This is a genomic window from Roseateles sp. L2-2 (genome assembly GCF_050613215.1).
Taxonomy (GTDB): domain Bacteria; phylum Pseudomonadota; class Gammaproteobacteria; order Burkholderiales; family Burkholderiaceae_C; genus Roseateles; species Roseateles noduli.
Genome location: NZ_CP192509.1, coordinates 3684981 through 3704704, shown reverse-complemented (window position 1 = coordinate 3704704; position 19724 = coordinate 3684981). Strand labels below are relative to the sequence as shown.

Annotated in this window: 16 protein-coding genes; 11 read left to right on the top strand and 5 right to left on the bottom strand. The window is 69.5% G+C overall.

Annotated features, from left to right (window positions below; all coding sequences use genetic code 11):
* The first annotated feature begins 17 nt into the window (after positions 1–17).
* On the top strand, positions 18–908 hold the full coding sequence (locus ACQZ13_RS16550; protein ID WP_431046289.1) for a YihY/virulence factor BrkB family protein: 891 nt from the start codon (positions 18–20) through the stop codon (positions 906–908).
* Positions 909–948: 40 nt separating this feature from the next.
* On the opposite strand, the gene ACQZ13_RS16545 is transcribed toward ACQZ13_RS16550, so the two are convergent.
* The 3 genes from ACQZ13_RS16545 to ACQZ13_RS16535 all read right to left on the bottom strand — a co-directional run bounded on the left by ACQZ13_RS16545 (position 949) and on the right by ACQZ13_RS16535 (position 4465).
* Entirely contained in the window at positions 949–2451 is a 1503-nt protein-coding gene (locus tag ACQZ13_RS16545) for a ComEC/Rec2 family competence protein (RefSeq protein WP_431046287.1), read from the bottom strand.
* A gap of 137 nt (positions 2452–2588) precedes the next feature.
* Positions 2589–2858, bottom strand: coding sequence for a hypothetical protein (locus tag ACQZ13_RS16540; protein WP_431046285.1), 270 nt, complete (start codon positions 2856–2858; stop codon positions 2589–2591).
* Between the two features lie 8 nt (positions 2859–2866).
* On the bottom strand, positions 2867–4465 hold the full coding sequence (locus tag ACQZ13_RS16535; protein ID WP_431046283.1) for an aspartate:alanine exchanger family transporter: 1599 nt from the start codon (positions 4463–4465) through the stop codon (positions 2867–2869).
* 148 nt (positions 4466–4613) lie between these two features.
* Here ACQZ13_RS16535 and ACQZ13_RS16530 point away from each other — a divergent pair, with 148 nt between their 5' ends.
* Both ACQZ13_RS16530 and ACQZ13_RS16525 read left to right on the top strand, forming a co-directional pair.
* Positions 4614–6119 carry a DASS family sodium-coupled anion symporter gene (locus ACQZ13_RS16530; protein ID WP_431046281.1) on the top strand — a complete coding sequence of 502 codons (1506 nt, stop codon included), beginning with the start codon at positions 4614–4616 and terminating at the stop codon, positions 6117–6119.
* A gap of 19 nt (positions 6120–6138) precedes the next feature.
* Positions 6139–7131 carry a 2-hydroxyacid dehydrogenase gene (locus ACQZ13_RS16525; protein ID WP_431046279.1) on the top strand — a complete coding sequence of 331 codons (993 nt, stop codon included), beginning with the start codon at positions 6139–6141 and terminating at the stop codon, positions 7129–7131.
* Between the two features lie 50 nt (positions 7132–7181).
* Here ACQZ13_RS16525 and ACQZ13_RS16520 read toward each other — a convergent pair whose 3' ends face one another.
* On the bottom strand, positions 7182–9827 hold the full coding sequence (locus ACQZ13_RS16520) for an RICIN domain-containing protein (RefSeq protein WP_431046277.1): 2646 nt from the start codon (positions 9825–9827) through the stop codon (positions 7182–7184).
* A gap of 323 nt (positions 9828–10150) precedes the next feature.
* Between ACQZ13_RS16520 and ACQZ13_RS16515 the strand changes: the two genes are divergently transcribed.
* On the top strand, positions 10151–11662 hold the full coding sequence (locus ACQZ13_RS16515) for a S8 family peptidase (RefSeq protein ID WP_431046275.1): 1512 nt from the start codon (positions 10151–10153) through the stop codon (positions 11660–11662).
* A 43-nt stretch (positions 11663–11705) separates the two neighbouring features.
* Here ACQZ13_RS16515 and ACQZ13_RS16510 read toward each other — a convergent pair whose 3' ends face one another.
* Positions 11706–13868: an ATP-binding protein gene (locus ACQZ13_RS16510; RefSeq protein WP_431046273.1), complete on the bottom strand. Its 2163-nt coding sequence runs from the start codon at positions 13866–13868 to the stop codon at positions 11706–11708.
* A 194-nt stretch (positions 13869–14062) separates the two neighbouring features.
* Between ACQZ13_RS16510 and ACQZ13_RS16505 the strand changes: the two genes are divergently transcribed.
* The 7 genes from ACQZ13_RS16505 (at position 14063) to ACQZ13_RS16475 (ending at position 19701) form a co-directional block, all read left to right on the top strand.
* Positions 14063–14461 (top strand): hypothetical protein, encoded by a 399-nt coding sequence (locus tag ACQZ13_RS16505; protein WP_431046271.1) that lies wholly within the window; start codon positions 14063–14065, stop codon positions 14459–14461.
* A 208-nt stretch (positions 14462–14669) separates the two neighbouring features.
* On the top strand, positions 14670–15185 hold the full coding sequence (locus ACQZ13_RS16500) for an RDD family protein (protein ID WP_431046269.1): 516 nt from the start codon (positions 14670–14672) through the stop codon (positions 15183–15185).
* A complete protein-coding gene (locus ACQZ13_RS16495; protein ID WP_431046267.1) occupies positions 15140–15916 on the top strand; it encodes an RDD family protein in 777 nt (258 codons plus the stop codon). The genes ACQZ13_RS16500 and ACQZ13_RS16495 overlap by 46 nt, the downstream gene beginning before the upstream one ends.
* A 13-nt stretch (positions 15917–15929) precedes the next feature.
* Positions 15930–16934 (top strand): stage II sporulation protein M, encoded by a 1005-nt coding sequence (locus ACQZ13_RS16490; protein WP_431046265.1) that lies wholly within the window; start codon positions 15930–15932, stop codon positions 16932–16934.
* Positions 16924–17670: a hypothetical protein gene (locus ACQZ13_RS16485; protein ID WP_431046263.1), complete on the top strand. Its 747-nt coding sequence runs from the start codon at positions 16924–16926 to the stop codon at positions 17668–17670. The genes ACQZ13_RS16490 and ACQZ13_RS16485 overlap by 11 nt, the downstream gene beginning before the upstream one ends.
* Entirely contained in the window at positions 17657–18451 is a 795-nt protein-coding gene (locus tag ACQZ13_RS16480) for a DUF4129 domain-containing protein (protein ID WP_431046261.1), read from the top strand. The genes ACQZ13_RS16485 and ACQZ13_RS16480 overlap by 14 nt, the downstream gene beginning before the upstream one ends.
* Entirely contained in the window at positions 18448–19701 is a 1254-nt protein-coding gene (locus ACQZ13_RS16475) for a DUF4350 domain-containing protein (RefSeq protein WP_431046259.1), read from the top strand. Before ACQZ13_RS16480 ends, ACQZ13_RS16475 begins: the two co-directional genes overlap by 4 nt.
* Positions 19702–19724: the final 23 nt, after the last annotated feature.

The window sequence follows — 19724 nt, the reverse complement described above, 5'->3', positions numbered from 1 at the left end:
TTCGAGCTGCCCCCGGCATGTCGCGCCTGATCGCGAGCTGGCGCTGGGCCCGCCGCTCGGCCGTCCGTCTGCCCGTCCTCGGCGTCCTGCTGCTCGCCATCCGCAACTACGTGCTGCACCAGAGCGCCAACCAGGCGGGGAGCATGGCGTTCTCGATGGTGCTGTCGATGTTCCCGCTGTTGCTGCTCTTGTCGGCGGGCGCCGCCTACATCGGCTCGCCCGGGGACGCGGCGGCGCTGGCGGGGCGGGTCGTCGAGTACGCGCCGCCGCTGGTGCGCAGCGCGCTGCAGCCGGTGGTCAACCAGGTGCTGGCGCAGCGCAGCCAGGCGCTGCTGGCCATCGGCCTGTTCGTCACCCTGTGGACGGCGTCGTCCGGCATGCAGGCCGTGCGCACCGCGCTGAACCGCGCCTACGCCGTCGAGCGCGGCCTGCCGTTCTGGCGGGCGCGCCTCAAGGTCACGCTGTTCACGCTGATCGTCGGCGGCGCCATCCTGGCGATCTTCAGCTCCGTCATCGTCATGCCCTACGTGTGGGAGGCGCTGGAAAGCGGCGTCGGCAAGGGCCGCGAGACGCTGTGGCTGCGCAACAGCGTGCGCTACGGCGTCGCCTTCCCGGTGCTGGTGGTGCTGTACGCGCTGCTATATGGCTGGCTGCCCGATGTCCGCCTGCGGTTGCGAACAGTGCTGCCCGGCGCGATCGTGGGCGCGCTGCTCTGGGTCGCGGCGGCGGCCACGCTGTCGTACACGCTGCGCAGCGCGGGCAAGCTCGCGCTGCTCTACGGCAGCTTCGCCGGCGTGGTCGCCACGCTGGTGTTCCTCTACATCAGCGCGACGACGCTGATCTACGGGGCGGAGGTGAATGCGGTGATACGGGAGCGGATGAGGGAGCGGCAGGGGCCGGAGCCCTAGTGATTGCGAAGCGGCGTGCCGGTCGTTGGAGCATGCCGACTCAGAACCTGGCCTTGAAGGTCTTGATCGTCCAGGCGTTGCTACCCTCGTTGAGGGTGGCGCACAGGATGGTGCGGCCGTCCGTCCGGACGTTGACCAGACCGTAGACCATGCCGGCGACCACGAAGCTGCCTCCCAGGCGCCGCCGTCCGAGCGCCGGGCGGAGCGATCCTGGCTTGTGTACCTTGTAGCGCACCGTCGCGCCCAGCAGGTCTGCGCTGTCGAGGATTTCGCCGTTGGCGAGGTCGACCTGCGTCACGCGACCCAGTTCCAGCGAGCGAGCGATCTCCGTTGAATAGACCAGCGGCGTGATGAGCCTGTCGTTCGCGACCTCGCGGTGGCCCGTCACCCCGCTGGCCGCAACGATCCGCGGGCGAGGATGGTCATGGCCCTCCGCATCCCCGGAACTGATCACGGTGGCCCCGGCCTCCATCGTTTCCAGGAATCGGAACGAGACGTCCTCGCTGCCATGGTGGCAGCACTTCGCGACGTCGCAGGCAAAGACGCCGGGATCATCGGCGTAGTAGAGCAGCAACTGGTCATGTGCGGCCTTGTTCAGATCGCCGGTCAGCAGCAGCCGCGCGTTGCCGTAGCTGATCGACAGCGTGACGCTGTGGCCGTTTGTCGAGATGGAGTCCGCTCCCAGCTGTTTGAGGGCCGGCTCCCCGTCGACGACGTCGGCGATCGGGCCTAGCACGCGGATGTCGACATCGTCGCGGGAGCCGCCGCTGAATCCGGGCAGGGCGGCGACATCGGCACTGAGGCGCGTGATCGGCGTGGGCTGCCCGGTCCGGTCGCGCGCGGCCACCACCTTGCGGATGAAAGCGCCCCACGCGCCTTGCAGTTGGGGGCTGTTGCCGCCGTCGGTCGCGGCCTCGGCGGAGGTGCGGTCATGAAGGAGTTGGGTGAAGAACTTCGGTCCGCCATGAGCGGAGACGAGTTTCCCCAGCGTCCTCTTGCCCTTCGAGTCCTTCCACCAGGACAGGCCGGCGTGATAGAAGTTCTCGACGGAGATCGACTCGCATCTCAGTTCGTTGATCTGCTCGACGTCGAGCAGATCGTCGAGGCCGCCGTAGTGATCATGATCGTTGTGCGAGGCGATCATGGCGTCGAGTTCGATGTTGGTCGATCCATAGTCGACGGCAAATTTCCAATCGACGAAGTCGGCGGCGGACTTCATGCTGGGCTGGCTGGTCCTTGGGAAACCGCCGTCGATGAGCAAATGCCTGAAGTCGGGCGTCCGCATGATCACGCTGTCGCCTTGTCCCACGTCGATGAAGTAGAGCTCCAGAAGCGGCTCGCCGCCTTCGACATCCGCGGGATTGATCCAGCCGTCCGTGCCACGGGCGCGGACCTTCCGACGTCCATTGACGACCTCGTCATCCAGGAATCGGACCCCGTCTCCCCACAACAGGTCCTTCAAGCTGGTGCTGTCCTTGCCGGAGTCCTGAAAAAGCGGCACTCGTCCGGTGCTGCTGACGAAAGCGTCGAATGGATTCTTCATTCCGATCTCCCCGGAAGTTGGCCGCCGCGCAGGTTGCCATGGTCGGGGTCAGGTCCGCACGTCGTTCTTCATCAAGGGGTGGGATGAGTGGCGATCGCCAGCGGTCTCAGACCGGACCGACGGCATGAACCGGCTCTTCAATCGCTCGACCCATGACCGCCATCGGCCAGCACGCTGGCGCAATGAAGATCGTGGTCGCCGTCTGCCGACGAACCGCTTGAGTCGTCCGGCGATTTCCACGGACGGATGAAGCGGCTCGCCCACATCGTGGCGCCTGCGATCAGGACCATGGCGACCGGTCCCATCGCTGCTTCCGCGGAGAAGCCGGACTCGCCGGCCAGGATGACCGCTGCGACCAGCAGGGCGACGCTGAACGCCTGGAGCGCTCTTCTGAACAGGATCACCATCTGCAGCCTCACCTTCCCCACATCGCCACGACCTGCACCAGCACGATCTTCACGATCGTCATCGACGGGAAGATCATCGCGTAGCCGATGTCGGGCTGGTCGGTCGGCGCGATGCGGTTGGAGAAGGCAAGAATCGCCGGATTGCCGGTGGCGCCGGCGACGATGCCCGCCGCGGCATCGAAGGGGAGTTGGAACACCGCCGTCGCCATCAGCAGGGTCACCACGACCAGCGTCGAGACGATCGCGCTGCCGAGCGCCAGGTAGAGCCAGCCGCTCTCCGCGATCGTCGCGGCGAAGGTCGATCCCGACGAGATCCCCACCACCGCCAGGAACACCGTCAGCCCGAAGTTGCGCAGCACCAGGTTGGCCGAGATCGGCATCACCCAGGTCAGCGGCCCGGTGCGGCGTCGCCAGCCGAGCAGCAGCGCGACGAGCAGCAGCCCCGCGAAGCCCAGCGAGAGGTGGCCCAGCAGCGGCAGCGGCAGGCTGATCGCGCCGACGGCCAGACCCAGGGTCACACCGACACCCATGCCGATGTAGCTCACCTCGCCGGTGGCGCGGACGGAGTCGCCGAAGTAGCGGCTCAGCGTCGGGAAGCTCTCGCGCGGCGCCAGCACGCCGACGCGGTCGCCGAATTCGAGCACCCGGTCCGCGTGCGGCGCCAGGTCCACGTCGCTGCGCCGCAGGTGCAGGATGCGCGCGCGGCACTCAGGCGGGAGCTGGAGCTCCGACAGCCGCTTGCCGGCCAGCTGCGGGCTGGAGACGAAGAAACGCTCGTAGTCGAACTCGCTGCGGTCGCGCAGGATCCGTCCCGGCTCCGCGGGACCGAAACGCAGCGCGGCGTGTTTCAACGCGGCGGGATCGGTGCCGCTGAGCAGCAGCACGTCGCCGCGCTGGAGCTCGACTTCCGGCGCCGCGCCCATGTTGTGGTGACCGCGCCGGATTGCGGCGATCGCCACCCCATGCGGTAGCGTCTGCGACACCGCGGCCACCGTCCGGCCGAGCACGGCGACGTCGTCGACGCCGACCTCCTCGACGTGGAGCGACGGCGGGGCAGGGCGGTCGAGCTGCGGCTTGCGCCACGCGTTGTACAGGCCGAGCAGCAGGATCGGGATCGCCACGCCGACCGGATACGCGACCGAGTAGCCCGTCGCCGGCGATGGTCCGAACACCGCCAGCGCCGCCTGCAGCGCCGCCGTGCTGGTGCCAGCGCCCGAGAAGGCGCCCAGTGCCTTGGGCAGCTCGACGCCGGGCCACAGCCGCGTCGCCGCGATCATCAGGCCGAGCGAGGCCAGCACGCCGAGCAGCGCCGCCGCGTTGGCCTTGGCGCCGCGCGCGCTGGTCAGGCCGCGCAGGAACTGCGCGCCGTAGGCGATGCCCACGCCGTAGAGGAACAGCATCAGCCCCAGGTTGCCGATGAGCGCGGGCAGCTTGAGCTGCGGCGCGGCGGCGCCGATCGCCAGCCCGACGAAGAGCACCGCGCCCGATCCCAGTGCGAATCCCTTGATGCTGCGCGCGCCCAGCCAGTAGCCCACCGCGATCGTGAGGAACAGCGCCAGCAGCGGCTGCGACGCCAGGAAGAGCCCGAACCGGTCTGCGAGATCCATGGAGCGCCCTCCCGGGAAATGACCGTGCCGAGTGTAGGGGCCAGTCATTGCCTCGTGCACGAAGCTTGACGCAACACCCCTGTTGATCGACCCTGCGGCCGTTCCTTCGTGATTCAATCAACCGGACATTCCAGGGAGGACGCCGCGCATGACAACCCGGTTGATCGCGCTCTATCGCTACTTCAAGCAGGCGGTGCCGTTCCGCCTGGTCCCGGCGTTCATCACGACGCTGGTGCTCGCCGGCCTGCTTCTGGTGCCGGTTCCGCAGGGGCTCACGCCCGAAGCCTGGCACCTGGTGGCCATCTTCCTGACCACCATCGTGGCCATCATCCTGAAGGTGATGCCGATCGGCGTGATGGCGATGATGGCCATCGTCATCCTGTCGCTGGCTCAGGTGACGTCGCCGACCTCCAAGGGCGCGATCGCCGATGCGCTCAGCAGCTTCTCCAACCCGCTGATCTGGCTGATCGTCGTGGCCGTGCTGATCTCGCGCGGGCTCAAGAAGACCGGGCTGGGCAACCGCATCGGGCTGATGTTCATCGCGCTGATGGGAAAACGCACCGTGGGCATCGGCTACGGTCTGGCGATCTGCGAGCTCGTGCTCGCGCCGTTCACGCCGAGCAACACCGCCCGCGGCGGCGGCATCGTGCATCCGATCATGAAGTCGATCGCCAGCGCCTTCGACTCCGATCCCGCCAAGGGCACGCAGGGCAAGGTCGGCACCTACCTTGCGCTGGTCAACTACCACGCCAATCCGATCACCTCGGCGATGTTCCTCACTGCCACCGCGCCCAACCCGCTGGTGGTCGACTACGTCGCCAAGGCCACCGGGCAGTCGCTGCATCTCACCTGGACGACCTGGGCGCTGTGCATGCTGCTGCCGGGGCTGGTCGCGCTGCTGACGATGCCGCTGGTGGTGTTCCTGCTCGCGCCGCCCGAGCTCAAGGCCACGCCCAACGCCGTCGAGTACGCGCGCGGCGAGCTCACCCGCATGGGGCCGCTGTCCGGCAAGGAGCGCGTGATGCTGGGCGTCTTCGGCCTGATGCTGCTGCTGTGGGCGAACGTGCCGGCGATGATCTTCGGACCGCACTGGACGCTGGATCCGACGGTGGTCGCCTTCCTGGGCCTGTTCGCGCTGATCATCACCGGCACCATCGATTGGGACGACGTCCTGTCCGAGAAGAGCGCCTGGGACACGCTGATCTGGTTCGGCGCGCTGGTGATGCTGGCGGAGCAGTTGAACAAGCTCGGCGTGATCGGCTGGTTCTCGATCGGCATGCGCGACGCGATCGTGGCGAGCGGCATGAGCTGGTTCTGGGTCGCCGCGGTGCTGGTGGCGGCCTTCGTGTTCTCGCACTACCTGTTCGCGAGCACCACCGCCCACATCAGCGCGATGATGCTCGCCTTCCTGACCGTCGGCGCGCAGCTGGTGCCGGGGGACTACCTGGTGCCGTTCATGCTGATGATGACGGCGGGCTCGGCGATCATGATGACGCTGACGCACTATGCGACGGGAACGTCGCCCATCATCTTCGGCAGCGGCTACGTGACGATGGGGCAGTGGTGGCGCGTCGGCGCGGTGATGGGCGTGCTGGAGCTGCTGATCTTCGCGATCGTGGGCACCGCGTGGTGGCGCGTGCTGGGCATGTGGTGAGAGACAAGGAGCAGAAACCATGAAAACCGCCGTCTTCAGTACCCGCCGATACGACCAGACCCTGCTGCAGCAGGCCAACCGGGAGATCGGCCACGAGCTGGTGTTCATCCAGGATCAGCTGACCGTCGATACCGTCGCGCTCGCGGCGGGATGCAAGGCGGTGTGCGTCTTCGTCAACGACGCCGTGGACGCCGAGGTGCTCACGCGGCTCGCGGCGCAAGGCACGCTGCTGGTGGCCACGCGCTCGACCGGCTTCAACCACATCGACGCGGCGGCCGCGCGCCGGCTGGGCATCGAGGTCGTGCGCGTCACCGACTACTCGCCGTACTCGGTCGCCGAATTCGCCGTGGGACTGCTGCTCGCGGTCAACCGCAAGATCGTCCGCGCCAGCGTGCGCACGCGCGACGGCAACTTCGAGCTCGACGGCCTGATGGGTGTCGACCTGCACGGCAAGACCGTGGGCGTGATCGGCACCGGCAAGATCGGCACCATCTTCGCGCGCATCATGGCCGGCTTCGGTTGCACGGTGCTCGGCCACGACGCGTTCCCCAAGGCCGAGTTCGAGGAACTCGGCGGCCGCTACGTGCCGCTGACCGAGCTGATGGCGCAGTCGGACGTGATCTCGCTGCATTGCCCGCTGACCGAGCAGACGCGGCACATCGTCGATGCGACCTCGCTGGCGCAGCTCAAGCGCGGCGCGATCCTGGTGAACACCAGCCGCGGCGGCCTCGTCGACACCGAGGCGGCGACGCAGGCGCTCAAGACGGGGCAGCTCGGCGGCCTGGCCATCGACGTGTACGAGCAGGAGGCCAGCCTGTTCTTCCAGGACCTGTCCTCCACGGTCATCCACGACGACGTGATCCAGCGGCTGGTGTCCTTCCCGAACGTGATCGTCACCGGGCACCAGGCCTTCTTCACCGTCGAGGCCATCGGTCAGATCATGGCCACGACGCTGGAAAGCCTCAGCGCCTTCGAACGCGGCGAGCCCTTGCTGAACCGGATTCCGGACTGAGCGTCATCGAACGCCGCCGGGCCCGACTTGCCGGGCTCGACTGACAAGCCCTACCAACCGGCGTTGCCCGTCCCGCGGATGAAGAAGCTGTTCGGAGCGTTGTCCTGCTTCAGGCCGCCGAGCGCCGGATTCGTCACCACGACGCCGTCGAAGTTCACGGCGCCGCGACCGCCGTTGTCGAGCACCTCGATGCCGTAGCGGCCGGGGTTGGTGATGCGGATGTTCTTCAGCCTGATGTTGCGGAACTTCGCGTTGTCCGCGTCGCGCAGCAGGTCCGGATGGAACTTCTCGCCCGGCGGCACGAAGGCCGAGCCGAAGCCGCGGAACTCGATGCCGGAGTAGGTCGGGTCGATGATGTCGACGTTCTCCACCAGCACGTCGTTGACGTCGCCTTCGCGCAGGTAGAACTTCAGCGCGCCGTGTTGCCACGGATTGCCGGTGTTCTCGTTGAACATCGGCCCGCCCGCGCGGATCAGCGCGATGTTGCTGAAGGTCGTGGTTCCCGGTCCGAAGGGATAGGGGCTGAACTCGTTGTCGATCAGGATGCCGGGGTAGGTCAGCACGTCCTCGCAGACGCTGTCCTTGAACACGTTGCCCGCGCCGCCGTAGGCCGCGAAGCAGTTGGCGCGCCAAGGCATCTGCACCGTGTTGTTGCGGAACACGTTGTTCACCCCCTGGCCCTGATCCGGCGCGTTCTTCCCCGCGGGGGAGATGAAGCCGTCGCCCAGTTGCCAGGTCTTGTCCTTCACCCAGTCGGTCCACTTGATGGACCACACCACCAGCGCGTCGTCGCCGGTGTTGCGCAGGTGGCAGTTCTCCACCACCGAGTTGGACGTGCCGTTGTCGAAGTTGATGCCGTCCGCATAGGTGTTGCGGATGCGGCAGTTGCGGATCGTCAGGTTCTGCGTGGGCTGGGTCTGGTACGGCGGATCGTTGCCGACCCAGATCGCGCCGACCACGTGTTCGATCCAGACGTTCTCGATCAGGCTGTTGGCGCCCATCGGGCCGGCGAAGGCCTTCTGCACGCCCTCGGTCTCCTCGGCGCGGGCCTTGGACTCGCCCAGGATGGAGAAGTCGCCGAACACGCAGCGGGCGCTGGCGCCGTAGCAGAAGAACATCGACTTCGGGCCGCGCAGGTTGGTGTGCCACATGCCGGCGCCGCGCACCTCGATGCCGGGATTGTCCAGGCCGACGTTGCCGCCGTCGATCTTCTGCAGCAGGTAGTCGCCGGGCGGGAACCAGAGCTTGCTGGTCGAGCGCAGGGCGCGCAGCACGTCGTTGGCGTGGTCCTTGCCGTCGTTGGGCTGGATGCCGAAGGCGGTGACCGAGGTGAAGCCCGCCGGCATCGTCAGCGGCTGCGGCACCGGCTCGATGTCGACGAGATCGATCACGTAGAAGCCGGCGGTGTCCTGCGCGTCGCGGCGCAGCATGACGGTGGCGCCGGCGGGAATGTTGTCGGGCAGCAGCACGCGGGTTTCATCGAAGAAGGTGTGCGGCTGGCCGGCCGGCTTGTCGACGATGGGATCGCCGATCAGGCCGCCCTGGTAGGACCAGCTGTAGCGCGAGGTCAAGGGCAGCGACTTCACGCGCACGCCGTTCACGTACAGGCCGAGCGTGGCGTCGATGCCGCCGCCGTTGGGGGCATCGGGGATCGAGTAGCGCACGACCACGCCGTTGCCGGCCGCGGTGGTCTTGAAAGACACATAGTCGCCGGTCCGGTTCAGGCGCACGGCCTTGCGGCCGATGGCCTCCGCCTCGATGTGGTTCGCGTCCCACTTCTGGCGGCTCGGACCGAGGACCTGGGCATTGGTCTGGCCGTCCTCGGCCTGGTACTCGACCCAGGGCACGGCGGCGCCGCGGCGGGGCAGGGGCGATGGTGCCGGCGCGGGGGAGGGGGCGGGCGATGGAGCGGGAGAAGGCGCTGGCGTCGGGGCCGGAGCGGGTGCCGGTGAAGGCGCTGGGGCTGGAGAAGGCGCAGGCGACGGGGCCGGTGCCGGCGAAGGCGCCGGAGAGGGTGCTGGCGACGGCGCGGGAGCCGGCCCCGGTGCCGGAGCGGGCGAGGGGGCGGGCGATGGCGCCGGCGCCTGCGTGCCAGCGGGCACGAAACGCCAGCGCTGGTTGTCGTTGTTGCCGCAGTCCCATTGCTGGATGCGGCCGCCGGCCACAAGGCTGAAGTCCTTCACGTCGACGCATTTGCCGGTGTGCTTGGCGATGATGTGGAACGCATCGCCCTTGGCCGTGACGGCGAAGCGCTGGTTTGCGCCGCCGCCGTAGCTCCATTGCTGGATGAGCGCGCCGTTGGCGGTGGAGATGTCGCTGACGTCGAGGTTCCGGCCGCTGCGGACGTTGCGGAAGGCGTAGCTCCCGTCGGCGGCGGCGCTGATGTCAAAGCGCTGGCTGGCGGCGCCGTTGCAGGGGGCCTGCAGGGTCTTGGCGCCGTCGCCCAGGGCCGCGCCTTCGATGTCGATGCACATCCCCGATTGCACGCCGCGCAGGCTGTACTGGCCCACCGGGAAGGCGTTCGCAGCGGCCGTCTGCGCCTGCGCGCTCGCGTGATCCGAGGCGGCCGGGCTCGCCGACGGGTCCGGTCCGTTGCCGCCGCCGCAGGCGCTCAGCAGCACGCTGACGGCGAGTGCGATCGTCGTCGGCGCGGCTTGCCGGAACTTTCCGGAACTCGGACGGGTGGAGTGGCGCATGCTCGTCTCGCGGATGTTGGAATGAATGAAGTCCATTCTTTCCGCGCGATGAAAGCGGTTCCAGACGGCAGAAGAAAGCGCTGCAATCAACGGTAAGCGGCGAAAGGGCGTCTACCTCTTTTGAGGGGATGGCCAGGTGACAGTGAGGACCTTTGCGGCTCACGACATCGTACGAACGGGGGGCAGGTCTTGCGGGGACACGTTTTGCGACTCCCTCTGAGGGGCGATCAATGCGTCGAGACGGACGCGGTGCGACTATTCTTGAAGTCGCAACTCCAGGGAAACGTGTCGAAATGTCGAAGAAGTCGGCGCCACGACGATTCGTGGTTCTTCCTCCGGCGGTGAAGGTACCAGCCGTCCACGCGTCAGCAACGGCGGCCGGGGCGGCAGCGTTGCGCACCGTCTTTCCACCTGCCGATTGGCAGCCCAACGTGCTGGCGGCGCTGCGCGAGGCGCCTCGCCAGCTCGCCGACATGGCGTCGCGCGCCCGCGTCCCGGCGGGGCTGATCGAATCGGCGGTGCGACGTCCCGCCCTCAAGCTCGCGCCTCGCGAGTTTCCCGTGCTGCTGGTGCGCGCCTTCACACGCAACAGCACGCGCGAGACGGTCGCCGGTCTGGGGTCGCAACGGGCACGAGCGGTCGGCGGCCCCAAGATCAAGGCGGGGGCGGGTTTGACGGTGGTGAAAACTTCGCCGCCCGACGGCGCTCTGCTCGTCCAGGGTGAGGGCATGTCGCTCGCGGACGTGAAGGCCAAGGTCGACCGCGGCGCCAAGGTGTTCGAGGAACAGTGGTATCGCCTCGACGCTTCATCGCCGAAGTGGCGCTTGCGGGCCGGCCGATACACCAAGCCGCGCGTGAAGGCCGGCCATGCCATGACATGGACCGTGACCGTGCATCTGGACGATCCGGATCGGACGCCGTTGCCGGATGTGCTGGTCACCGTGCTGGTGAACGCCGCCAAGGGCATCGGCCTGGAGGCGGTCACCGACGCACAGGGTCAGGCGCGCTTCACGTTGAGCAAGCACCTCCAGGGATTGGATTCCGTCATGGCCGATCCGCTGCACAGCGCCTGGCCGGTGGCGACGGCACCGCTCGACCTGCAGGTGCTGGGCCTGGGGCTGGGTCTGGGTCTGGGTCTGGCGGTGCCGGCCATCGATCCCGGTGCCCCCGATGCACGCAACCACGTGTACGGAAAGGCGCCGGCGAGTGCCGGGAAGGGCGTGGTGGTGGGCATCGTCGACACCGGGGTGGGCCCGCACGACGACCTCAAGGTGGTCGGCGGCATGAACACCACCGGCGAGGACATCGCGGCGCACTGGGATGAGCAGGGACACGGTTCGCACGTGGCGGGCGTCATCGCGGCGAGCGCCGCCGGTTGGCGTCGCGGCGAGGCGTACAAGGTGCAGTTGAGGTCCTATCGCGTGTTCAAGTCGGGGTCGGAAGAGGCCTCGACCTTCGACATCGCCACGGCGATCAAGCAGGCGGCCGCGGATGGCTGCGACCTGATCAACCTGAGCGTCGGTGGCCCGCCGGGGGTGGTAGGCAAGGCCACGGCTTGGCGCGATAATGAGCCCATGAGCCGCTACGCGATGTCCCTCCCCACGCTGCGCCCGCTCCCGTCGGATGTCGACGCGGCGGACGCGACGGCCGTGGGCATGGGCGCGAAAGTGGTGCGCAAAGTGGCCGGCACGATGCTCATCGAGGCCACGCCCACCGTGGTGGCCAAGCTGGTCCGGGCGCTGCCCCGCTGGCGGGTGCATCCCGAAGGGGGCAGCTACCGCGTCCCCGAACGCCGTCCGCTGGAACGGGCCAAGCTGGCCGCCAACGCCAAGTAGGCGCCAAGTAGGCGCCGATTACGCGTTTTCCGCAGGCCGTGATTCAGGCCTTGCTCTCCACCGTGAACTCGAACACCACGTTCGGCGCCTCGTACCGGTAGCCCAGCGTGCCGCCGTGCTCCTCGACGATACGACGCGTGATGTAGAGCCCCAGGCCCAGCCCGCTGCGGTTGTGCGTGCCGCGCTCCATCCCGCGCTTGAACGGCTCGAACAGTTCCGCGGCGACGGCTGACGGAATCTCCTCGGCCTCGTTGGCCACGCTGAAACGCTGTCCGCCGTCGCCGGTCGGTGCCAGTTCAACCGTCACCGGGCGTCCCGGCGCGCCGTAGTTGCGTGCGTTCGCGATGAGGTTGGACATCGCCTGCGCCAGCCGCACCGGATCGCCGGTGACCGTGGCCGGGCCCGCCGTGCGGGCGACGATCTCGAAGCCGGGATGACCCATCCGGACTTCCTCGATCAGGTCCAGCAGCAGCGCCTCCAGATCCAGCGCGCGCAGCTCCGCATGCAGCTGCATGCCGACCTCGGCGCGGCTGAAGTCGAGCACCTGCGTGATGAGCCGGTGCATCCGACCGCTCGACGCGTCCAGCCGCGCGCCCAGCCGCCCGGTCTGCGCCGGATCGGGTTCGCGCTTGAGCACGCCCGCCACCATCTGGATCGCCTGCAGCGGGTCGCGCAGGTCGTGGCCCAGCATCGCCAGCAGGTTGCGCCGCGCCGCCTCGACCTCGGCATGCCGCGCCGCCGCGGTGCGCTGCAGCTCCAGCATCAGCTGCTTGCCGAAACGCACGTCCGTCTCCGTCCACGGTTCGGCGCAGTCCTTGACCTGCTCGCGCCATTCCGCGAAGGAGCCGCGCGGCGTCAGTCGCGGACCGTTGGGACCGCGCGCCACCACCTTGTCGGGCTGGCCGGCCCAGCGGACCGTCTCGCGCTGCTCCTTGCGCAGCGCGATCAGGCGGCCGCCGTTGCTGGCGTCGAAGGGCAGGCACATGGCCCCCACCCATTGGCCGAGTTGCGGCCGCAGCGACTCGGGCCAGTCGTCGCTGCACGAGCGCAGGGCCGGCATGTCGCCGGTCCACGGCACCGTCGCGATGGCCACGGCCAGGTCCTGCGGCAGGTCGCCGTCGGGGACCACCTTGCTCTGCTGCGCCAGCACCAGCGCGTCGGCGCGCAGCACGTCGCGCAGGCGCGCCGACTGGCCGAGCAGCGCGGTGACGGCGTCGTCGGCGATGGCGAGGTCCGCGGCCAGTTCCCCCACCAGCGAGGCGGTGTCGGCCTGGCGCCGGGCGAACTCGCGCGCCTCGATCGTCGCGATCGCCGAGGACAGGATGTTGGCCAGCACGTCGCAGTCCGAGCGCACCGGATAGGGCACCTGCAGCGAGCTCATGTGATGGCAGGCGATCAGGCCCCAGAGCTTGTCGTTGACGACGATGGAGACGCTCATCGACGCGCCCACGCCCATGTTGTGCAGGTACTCGACGTGGATGGGCGAGACGCTGCGCAGCACCGAATGGGTCAGGTCCAGCGGCGGCGCCTCCGGATGGCCGACCAGCGCCACTGCGCGGTAGCTGACGTGCGGGATCAGCCGCAGCGTGTTGAGGAGGTAGAGCCGGCGCGCCTGCGCCGGGATGTCGCTGGCCGGGTAGCGCAGGCCGAGGTAGGAGGAGAGGGTGTCGGCCTTGGCCTCGGCCTCGACCTCGCCGCTGTCGTCGTGGCGGAAGCGGTAGGCCATGACCCGGTCGAAGCCGGTCCAGGCGCGGATGGCGTCGACGGCCACCTGGAGCACCGCCTCCATCGACCCGGCGCGGCGGACGCGGTCGTAGACCCGCGCCTGGGAGCTCAGCGGCGCGAGCGGCTGGGTGCGGGGTTCGATCTCGATCAGCGTGTGGTGGTCGTGGACGTGGACGACGGCGTCGTGCGCCCGGCCGGCGATGTCGATCTCGCAGAAGGCCGGCATGCCGGGCGTCAACGCGGCCTCGTCGGCGAGCGCGCTCAGCTCACCGTGCACCGTGCCGGGCAGGGGCAGGTCCTGCCAGGGCTGGCCCAGCGCCAGTCGCAGGCCGAGCAGGGCGGGCACGTTGTCGCTCCAGGCCGCGACACGACCCTCGCGCAACGCGATCAGCAGGCCGTGCGGCTGGATCGAGCCGGGAATGTGGATGGGCTCGTCGGCGCAGGACTGCAGCGTCGGAAACGAAGGCTCGAAACGTTCCATGGTGACTGTGCGATGGGGGCCCCGGACTGTACCTTCCGAGGTAGGTCCTCCATCCTCGCGCGGACCCTGGGATGGGGGCGTCGGAGGGGGAGGTCAGGTCGGGAAGGCCTTCGGGAACGCCGATTGCCGAGAGGTCTCTCCGGCGCCAGATCTCCGCGCCCACCCTGGAACTTCGTTCCGCTGGAGGACAGGCGATGAAGCAATTCAGCATCTTCCTGAGCGCGTTCTGCGTGACCTTGCTCGCGGCGGCCGCCATCGCGCAGACGACCGAGCCGCCGGTCACGACCAACGCCAGCCGGCGCCAGTCCGGGACTGTCGGGCCGCCGCTGGACGCGGCCTCGATGAACCAGCCGGCCGCTTCGACGGCCCGGGCGGCGCCGTCGACCGGGGGCACGGCGACGCCAGCACCCGTCCCGACGCCAACGCCGGTTCCGGAGACCGAACCCGCCGACACCACTCCGCCGGCGAGCACTGCGCCAGCGGAATCCGCCAAGCCCGCCGCGGGCAGCCGCGCGAGCCGGCGAGCGAGCGGGCGGGTGACCGAGGCGGATGGCTCCTCAGGCGGACTGCCGGTCAGGCCGGATCGGAACTGAAGCCTCCGTTCGTTACGACGACCAGAATCACAATCTGGGACTCATTGTAACGAGCCCCCTGCGCAAGACCCGGCCCCCGCGTGACAACCCCATGACGGCAATCCCCCCAGAGGGTGTGGCGGATCATGTCCAGGTCGGTGATGCCCCCATCGACCACCTCCGGAAGCACTGACACAATCCCCTCCAAAATTCTGAGAGGGAGGGAAAGATGTCAGTTTCTGCGGAAGACCGCTTCGCGCCGCCCGTGGCGCACGTGGCCGACGTGGCCGGGCCGGACACCGGCGAGGTCCTGGCCGGGCGCGGGATGCGCCTGCTGGCGGTCCTGATCGACGGCGCGATCCAGGCGACCGCGCTCAAGGTGCTGTCCCTGATCCCGGCCATCGCCGCCATCCAGGGCAACGCCAACGACGCCAGCTTCCTGGCCTGGACGCCCGGCGCCATGCTGCTGGGACTGGCCCTCTTCTTCGCCATCCAGACCTGGCCGCTGCTCAGCCGCGGCCAGACCCTCGGCAAGATGATCTGCCGGCTGCGCATCGTCCGTTCCGACGGCGGCAAGCCCGACGCGCTGCGCCTGCTCGGCCTGCGCTACGCCCTGGGCAGCCTCACGGCCGTCAACCTCGGCCTGGCGTTCCTGTTCGGCCTCGTCGACTCCCTGCTGATCTTCCGCGACTCGCGCAAGTGCCTGCACGACACGATCGCCGACACGAAGGTGATCAAGCTCTGAGCTCGCATCCCGCCGCGTCCGCGCCGCGCATCGACACGCTGGCGCTGGCCGAGACCCCCGAAGGCATCGTCCTGTCCCTGCGCCCCGCCGGGCTGGTGGCGCGCACCATGGCCTTCCTGATCGACCTGTTCATCCGGGTGATCCTGGACATCGTGCTGGCCCTGATCCTGGGCGCCACCGGCGCGCTGGGCGGCCTGGGCATCGGGCTGATGCTGATCGGCCTGTTCCTGGTCGAGTGGCTGTACCCGATCGCCTTCGAACTGGGCCGCTCGGGCGCCACGCCCGGCAAGCAGGCGATGGGGCTGCGCGTGGTGATGGACACCGGGCTGCCGGTGACGCCGGCCGCCTCGGTCACCCGCAACCTGCTGCGCGTGGCGGACTTCCTGCCGCTGGCTTACGCCTTCGGCATCGTGACGATGCTGCTGAATCGCGACTGCAAGCGCCTGGGCGACCTGGCCGCCGGCACGCTCGTGGTCTACGCCCAGCCCGTGATCCTGCACGACGCGCCGCCCGAGGCGCCCGCGCTGGCGCCGGCCCGGCCGCTGAACCAGCGCGAACAGGCCGCCATCCGCGCCTGGGCCGGTCGCGCGAAACGCCTGACCCCGGAACGCTTCGAGGAGCTGGCGACGCTCGCCGCCCCCGTGCTGCCGGCGGAAGCGCCCGGTGAGGCAAAGCGGACCACGGCCGTTCGCCTGCTCGGCGTCGCGCAGTGGCTGATGGGAAGACGCTGATGGGGAAGCGCCGATGAGCCCGATGCACTTCGAGGCGACCTACGGCCCGCTGTGGGACGCCTTCGCCGCCGAACTCGCGCTCTCCAGGCAAGGCAAGCGTGCGGACGGCGCGCTGCTCGCGTCGCAGTACCGGCGCGTCTGCGAACACCTGGCGCTGGCGCAGTCCCGCGCCTATCCGATCCACCTCATCGCGCGGCTGGAGACGCTGACGCAGGAAGCGCATCAGCTGATCTACCGCCGGCAGGACTACGGCCTGCGTCAGCTGTCGCGGCTGCTGCGCGTCGATCTGCCCCGCGCCGTGCGCGCGCAGCGGCGCTACGTGCTGGCGGCGCTGCTGCTGTTCGCGGTGCCGCTGGTGGCGTCCTTCCTGCTCGCCTGGTCCGGTCCCGATTTCGCGCTGCGACTGATGGAGGCGTCCCAGCTGCGCGATTTCGAGACCATGTACGGCGACGGCAGGCGGGTGCTGGGCCGCCTGCGCGAGGCCGGCGACGACTGGCAGATGTTCGGCATCTACATCTTCAACAACATCGGGATCGGCTTCCGCTGCTTCGGCGCCGGCATCCTCGCGGGCGTGGGCAGCGCGTTCGTGCTGCTCTACAACGGTCTGGTCATCGGGGCGGCCGCCGGTCATCTGACGCGCGTCGGTCTGGGACACAACTTCTGGCCCTTTGTGGCCACGCATTCGGCCTTCGAGCTGACCGGCATCGTGCTGTGCGGCGCGGCCGGACTGCGCATGGGGCTGGGCTGGCTGGCGCCCGGTCGGCTGGGCCGCATGGAGGCGCTGGCCGCCTCGGCCCGCGCCGCCGTCCCGGTCGTGTACGCGGCCTTCTTCCTGCTGCTCGTGGCCGCGGCCTTCGAGGCCTTCTGGTCCTCCGCCGCCTGGGTCGCGCCGGGCGTCAAGTACGGCGTCGCGGCGACGTGCTGGCTGCTGGTGATCCTGTGGCTGGGACTCATGGGTCGCGAGACCGGCAGCGGGGCAGGCAGAAGAACGGACAGGGAGCGCGCGCATGCGGGTTGACGGCCTGGCGATCGTGCTGCGTCCGCGCAGCCAGAGCGAAGCCTGCGACCTGGGGCTGGCGCTGGTGCGCGCCCATGCGGGCTCGATCTGGCGCTGCTACACGCCGGTGCTGCTGGCGGCCGCGGTGCTCGCGATGTGCACCGTGGACCTGGGCGGCGGCTGGCCGGTGCTGGTGCTGTTCTGGCTCAAGCCGTGGCTGGACCGCAGCCTGCTGTTCGTGATGTCGCGCGCCGCCTTCGGCGAGGCGACGCGCTGGTCCGACCTGTGGCGCGCGCGCCGGCAGGTCTTCGGCGGGCAGTTCCTGCGCACGCTGCTGCTGCGGCGCTTCTCGCCGTGGCGCGCGTACACGCAGCCGATCGAGCAGCTCGAAGGCCAGCGCGGCGCCGCGCGGCGCAAGCGCGCCAGCCTGATGCTCAACGACAACCGCGGCGCGGCCATGGCCCTGCAGGCCGCCTTCGTCCATGCGGAGGCGGTGCTGGGCTACGCGCTGATCGCGCTGGTGTGGTGGTTCGCGCCGGAGAACCGCAGCGCCGGCGTGTGGGACTGGTTCTTCCACCCGGACGCGCACGAGGCGGGGCGGCTCGGATTGGACATCGCGACCGCGTCGGCCTACATGCTGGTGGTGCTGTTCCTGGAGCCGTTCTTCGTGGCGGCGGGCTTCGCCATGTACCTGAACCGGCGCGTGGTCCTCGAGGCCTGGGACATCGAGCAGGAGTTCCGCCGTGCGTTCACGTGAGCTGCTGCTGGCCGGCTTGATCCTGGCGGGCGGGGGTGTCCGCGCGCAGCCGGTGCCTGCACAACCTGCCGCTTCCGCGATCGACGCCGCAGCCGTGTGGGCCGCGGAGAAGGCGGTCCAGGCCGACCCGCTCTGGGCCGGCAAGGAAAAGAAGCAGGTCCTGCGCTTCAAGAAGTCCAAGGACGAGGACAAGGCCGTGAAGAAGGAGGCGTCCTCGGATTTCGGTTGGTGGGTGGATCTGATCAAGAACCTCTCGGCGGGGCTGCGCCTGGCCTTTTGGCTGGTCGGCGCGGCGCTGCTGATCTGGGTGCTGCTGCGCCTGCGGGACTGGCTCCAGGGCCATGAGGGCGGGCGCGCGCTGAAGGCGACGCCGCCCACGCACGTGGGCTCGCTCGACATCCGGCCCGAGAGCCTGCCCGACGACATCGGCGCCGCTGCGCGTGCGCTCTGGCAGCGCGGCGAGCAACGCGCGGCGCTGTCGCTGCTCTACCGCGGCGCCTTGTCGCGGCTGGTGCACACCCACGGCGTGCCGATCCGCGCGGCCAGCACGGAACGCGAATCGCTGGTCCTCGCGGCGCCCCGGATGTCGCCGGGCGCGCTGGACTACCTCTCGCGCCTGGTGTCGGGCTGGCAGGCGGTGGCCTATGCGCAGCGCCTGTTGCCGGCGGACCGCTTCGAGGCGCTGTGCGCCGATTTCGATGCGCGGATGGCGGCCGGTGCGAGCGCCGCGGACGGCGCCAGCGTCGCCGGCGTCGTCGCTGCGGATGGGAGCGCGGCATGACCCGCGAGCGTCTGTTCCTGCTGCTCGCCGCCGTGGCGCTGGTTCTCGGCGGCTGGTGGCTGTCGGCCAACACCGAGTGGGTGGACGAGAACGTCACCCGCCCGGCCACCGGCGAGGCCAGGAGCAATCCGGTCTATGCCTTCGAGCAGATCATGCGCCGGCTCGGCGTCAAGGCGGAGCACTTCGAGCAACTGGACCGCATGCCGCCGGAAGGCGCGCGGCTGGTGCTGATGTCGTCCAACTGGGACCTCGTGCCGGAGCGCGCCGGGCAGATCAAGGCGTGGGTCGAGCGCGGCGGCCATCTGGTGCTGCTGCAAGGTGCGGACTGGGACGAGACGCGGCTTGAGTCCTGGGTGCCGATCTTCGCCGTCGACGTTTCCGAGAAGCTCAAGCGGGAAGCGCTCGCGGCCCGGGCGGCGGCGGCCGCAGCGTCCGCCGCCGAGCCCAAGCCTGTGGCGCCGGCGCGCGCTGCTTCGACGGGAAGCGACGATGACGACGAGGACGACGACAGCGACCGGGACGAGGCCGATTCCGAACCGCCGGTCTTCGGCGACATCGACTCGCTCGACCTCTGCTACCGCTTCACCAACGGCAAGCGGCTGAAGCTCAAGCCCGGCCACCAGGCCCTCTGGACGCTCACGCAGGATCTTCACGGGCATCAACTGATCCGCGCGGCGCACGGCAAGGGCTCGGTGACCGTGCTCGACGCCAACCCGGCGGTCTTCCAGAATCTTGCACCGTTCAGCTGCGACACCTCGCTGCTGCTGGCCGCCACCGTGCAGGCCGAGCCCGGCGCGACGGTCTGGATCTTCCTGAACGAGAAGCGCGAGGCCCTGACGCCGTGGCTGTGGCATTCCGGCTGGATCGCCATCGTGCTGGGCATGCTGGCGCTGGCCGCCTGGCTGTGGCGCGCCGCGGTGCGTTTCGGCCCACGCCTGGCGCCGCCGCCGCGGCTGCGCCGCTCGATCTCCGAGCAGGTGCGCGGCATGGGCGCCTACCTGCATCGCCACGGCCACGACGCCTTGCTCGCCGCGCAGCAGCGTGCGCTCGAGGAGGCGGCGACGCGCCGCCTGCGCGGCTATGCGCGCCTGCCCATGGCCGACCGCGTGCACGCCGTCGCGACCGCGACCGGCGTCGCGCGCGACGACCTGCACGCGGCCATGTCCTCCAAGTTCTGTACCCGCGCGGAACTCCCGCAGCGCCTGCACGTGCTCGAAACGGCGCGGCGCCTTCTGCTGACGCGCGCCTGAACCGCCTCCACGACGAAAGACCT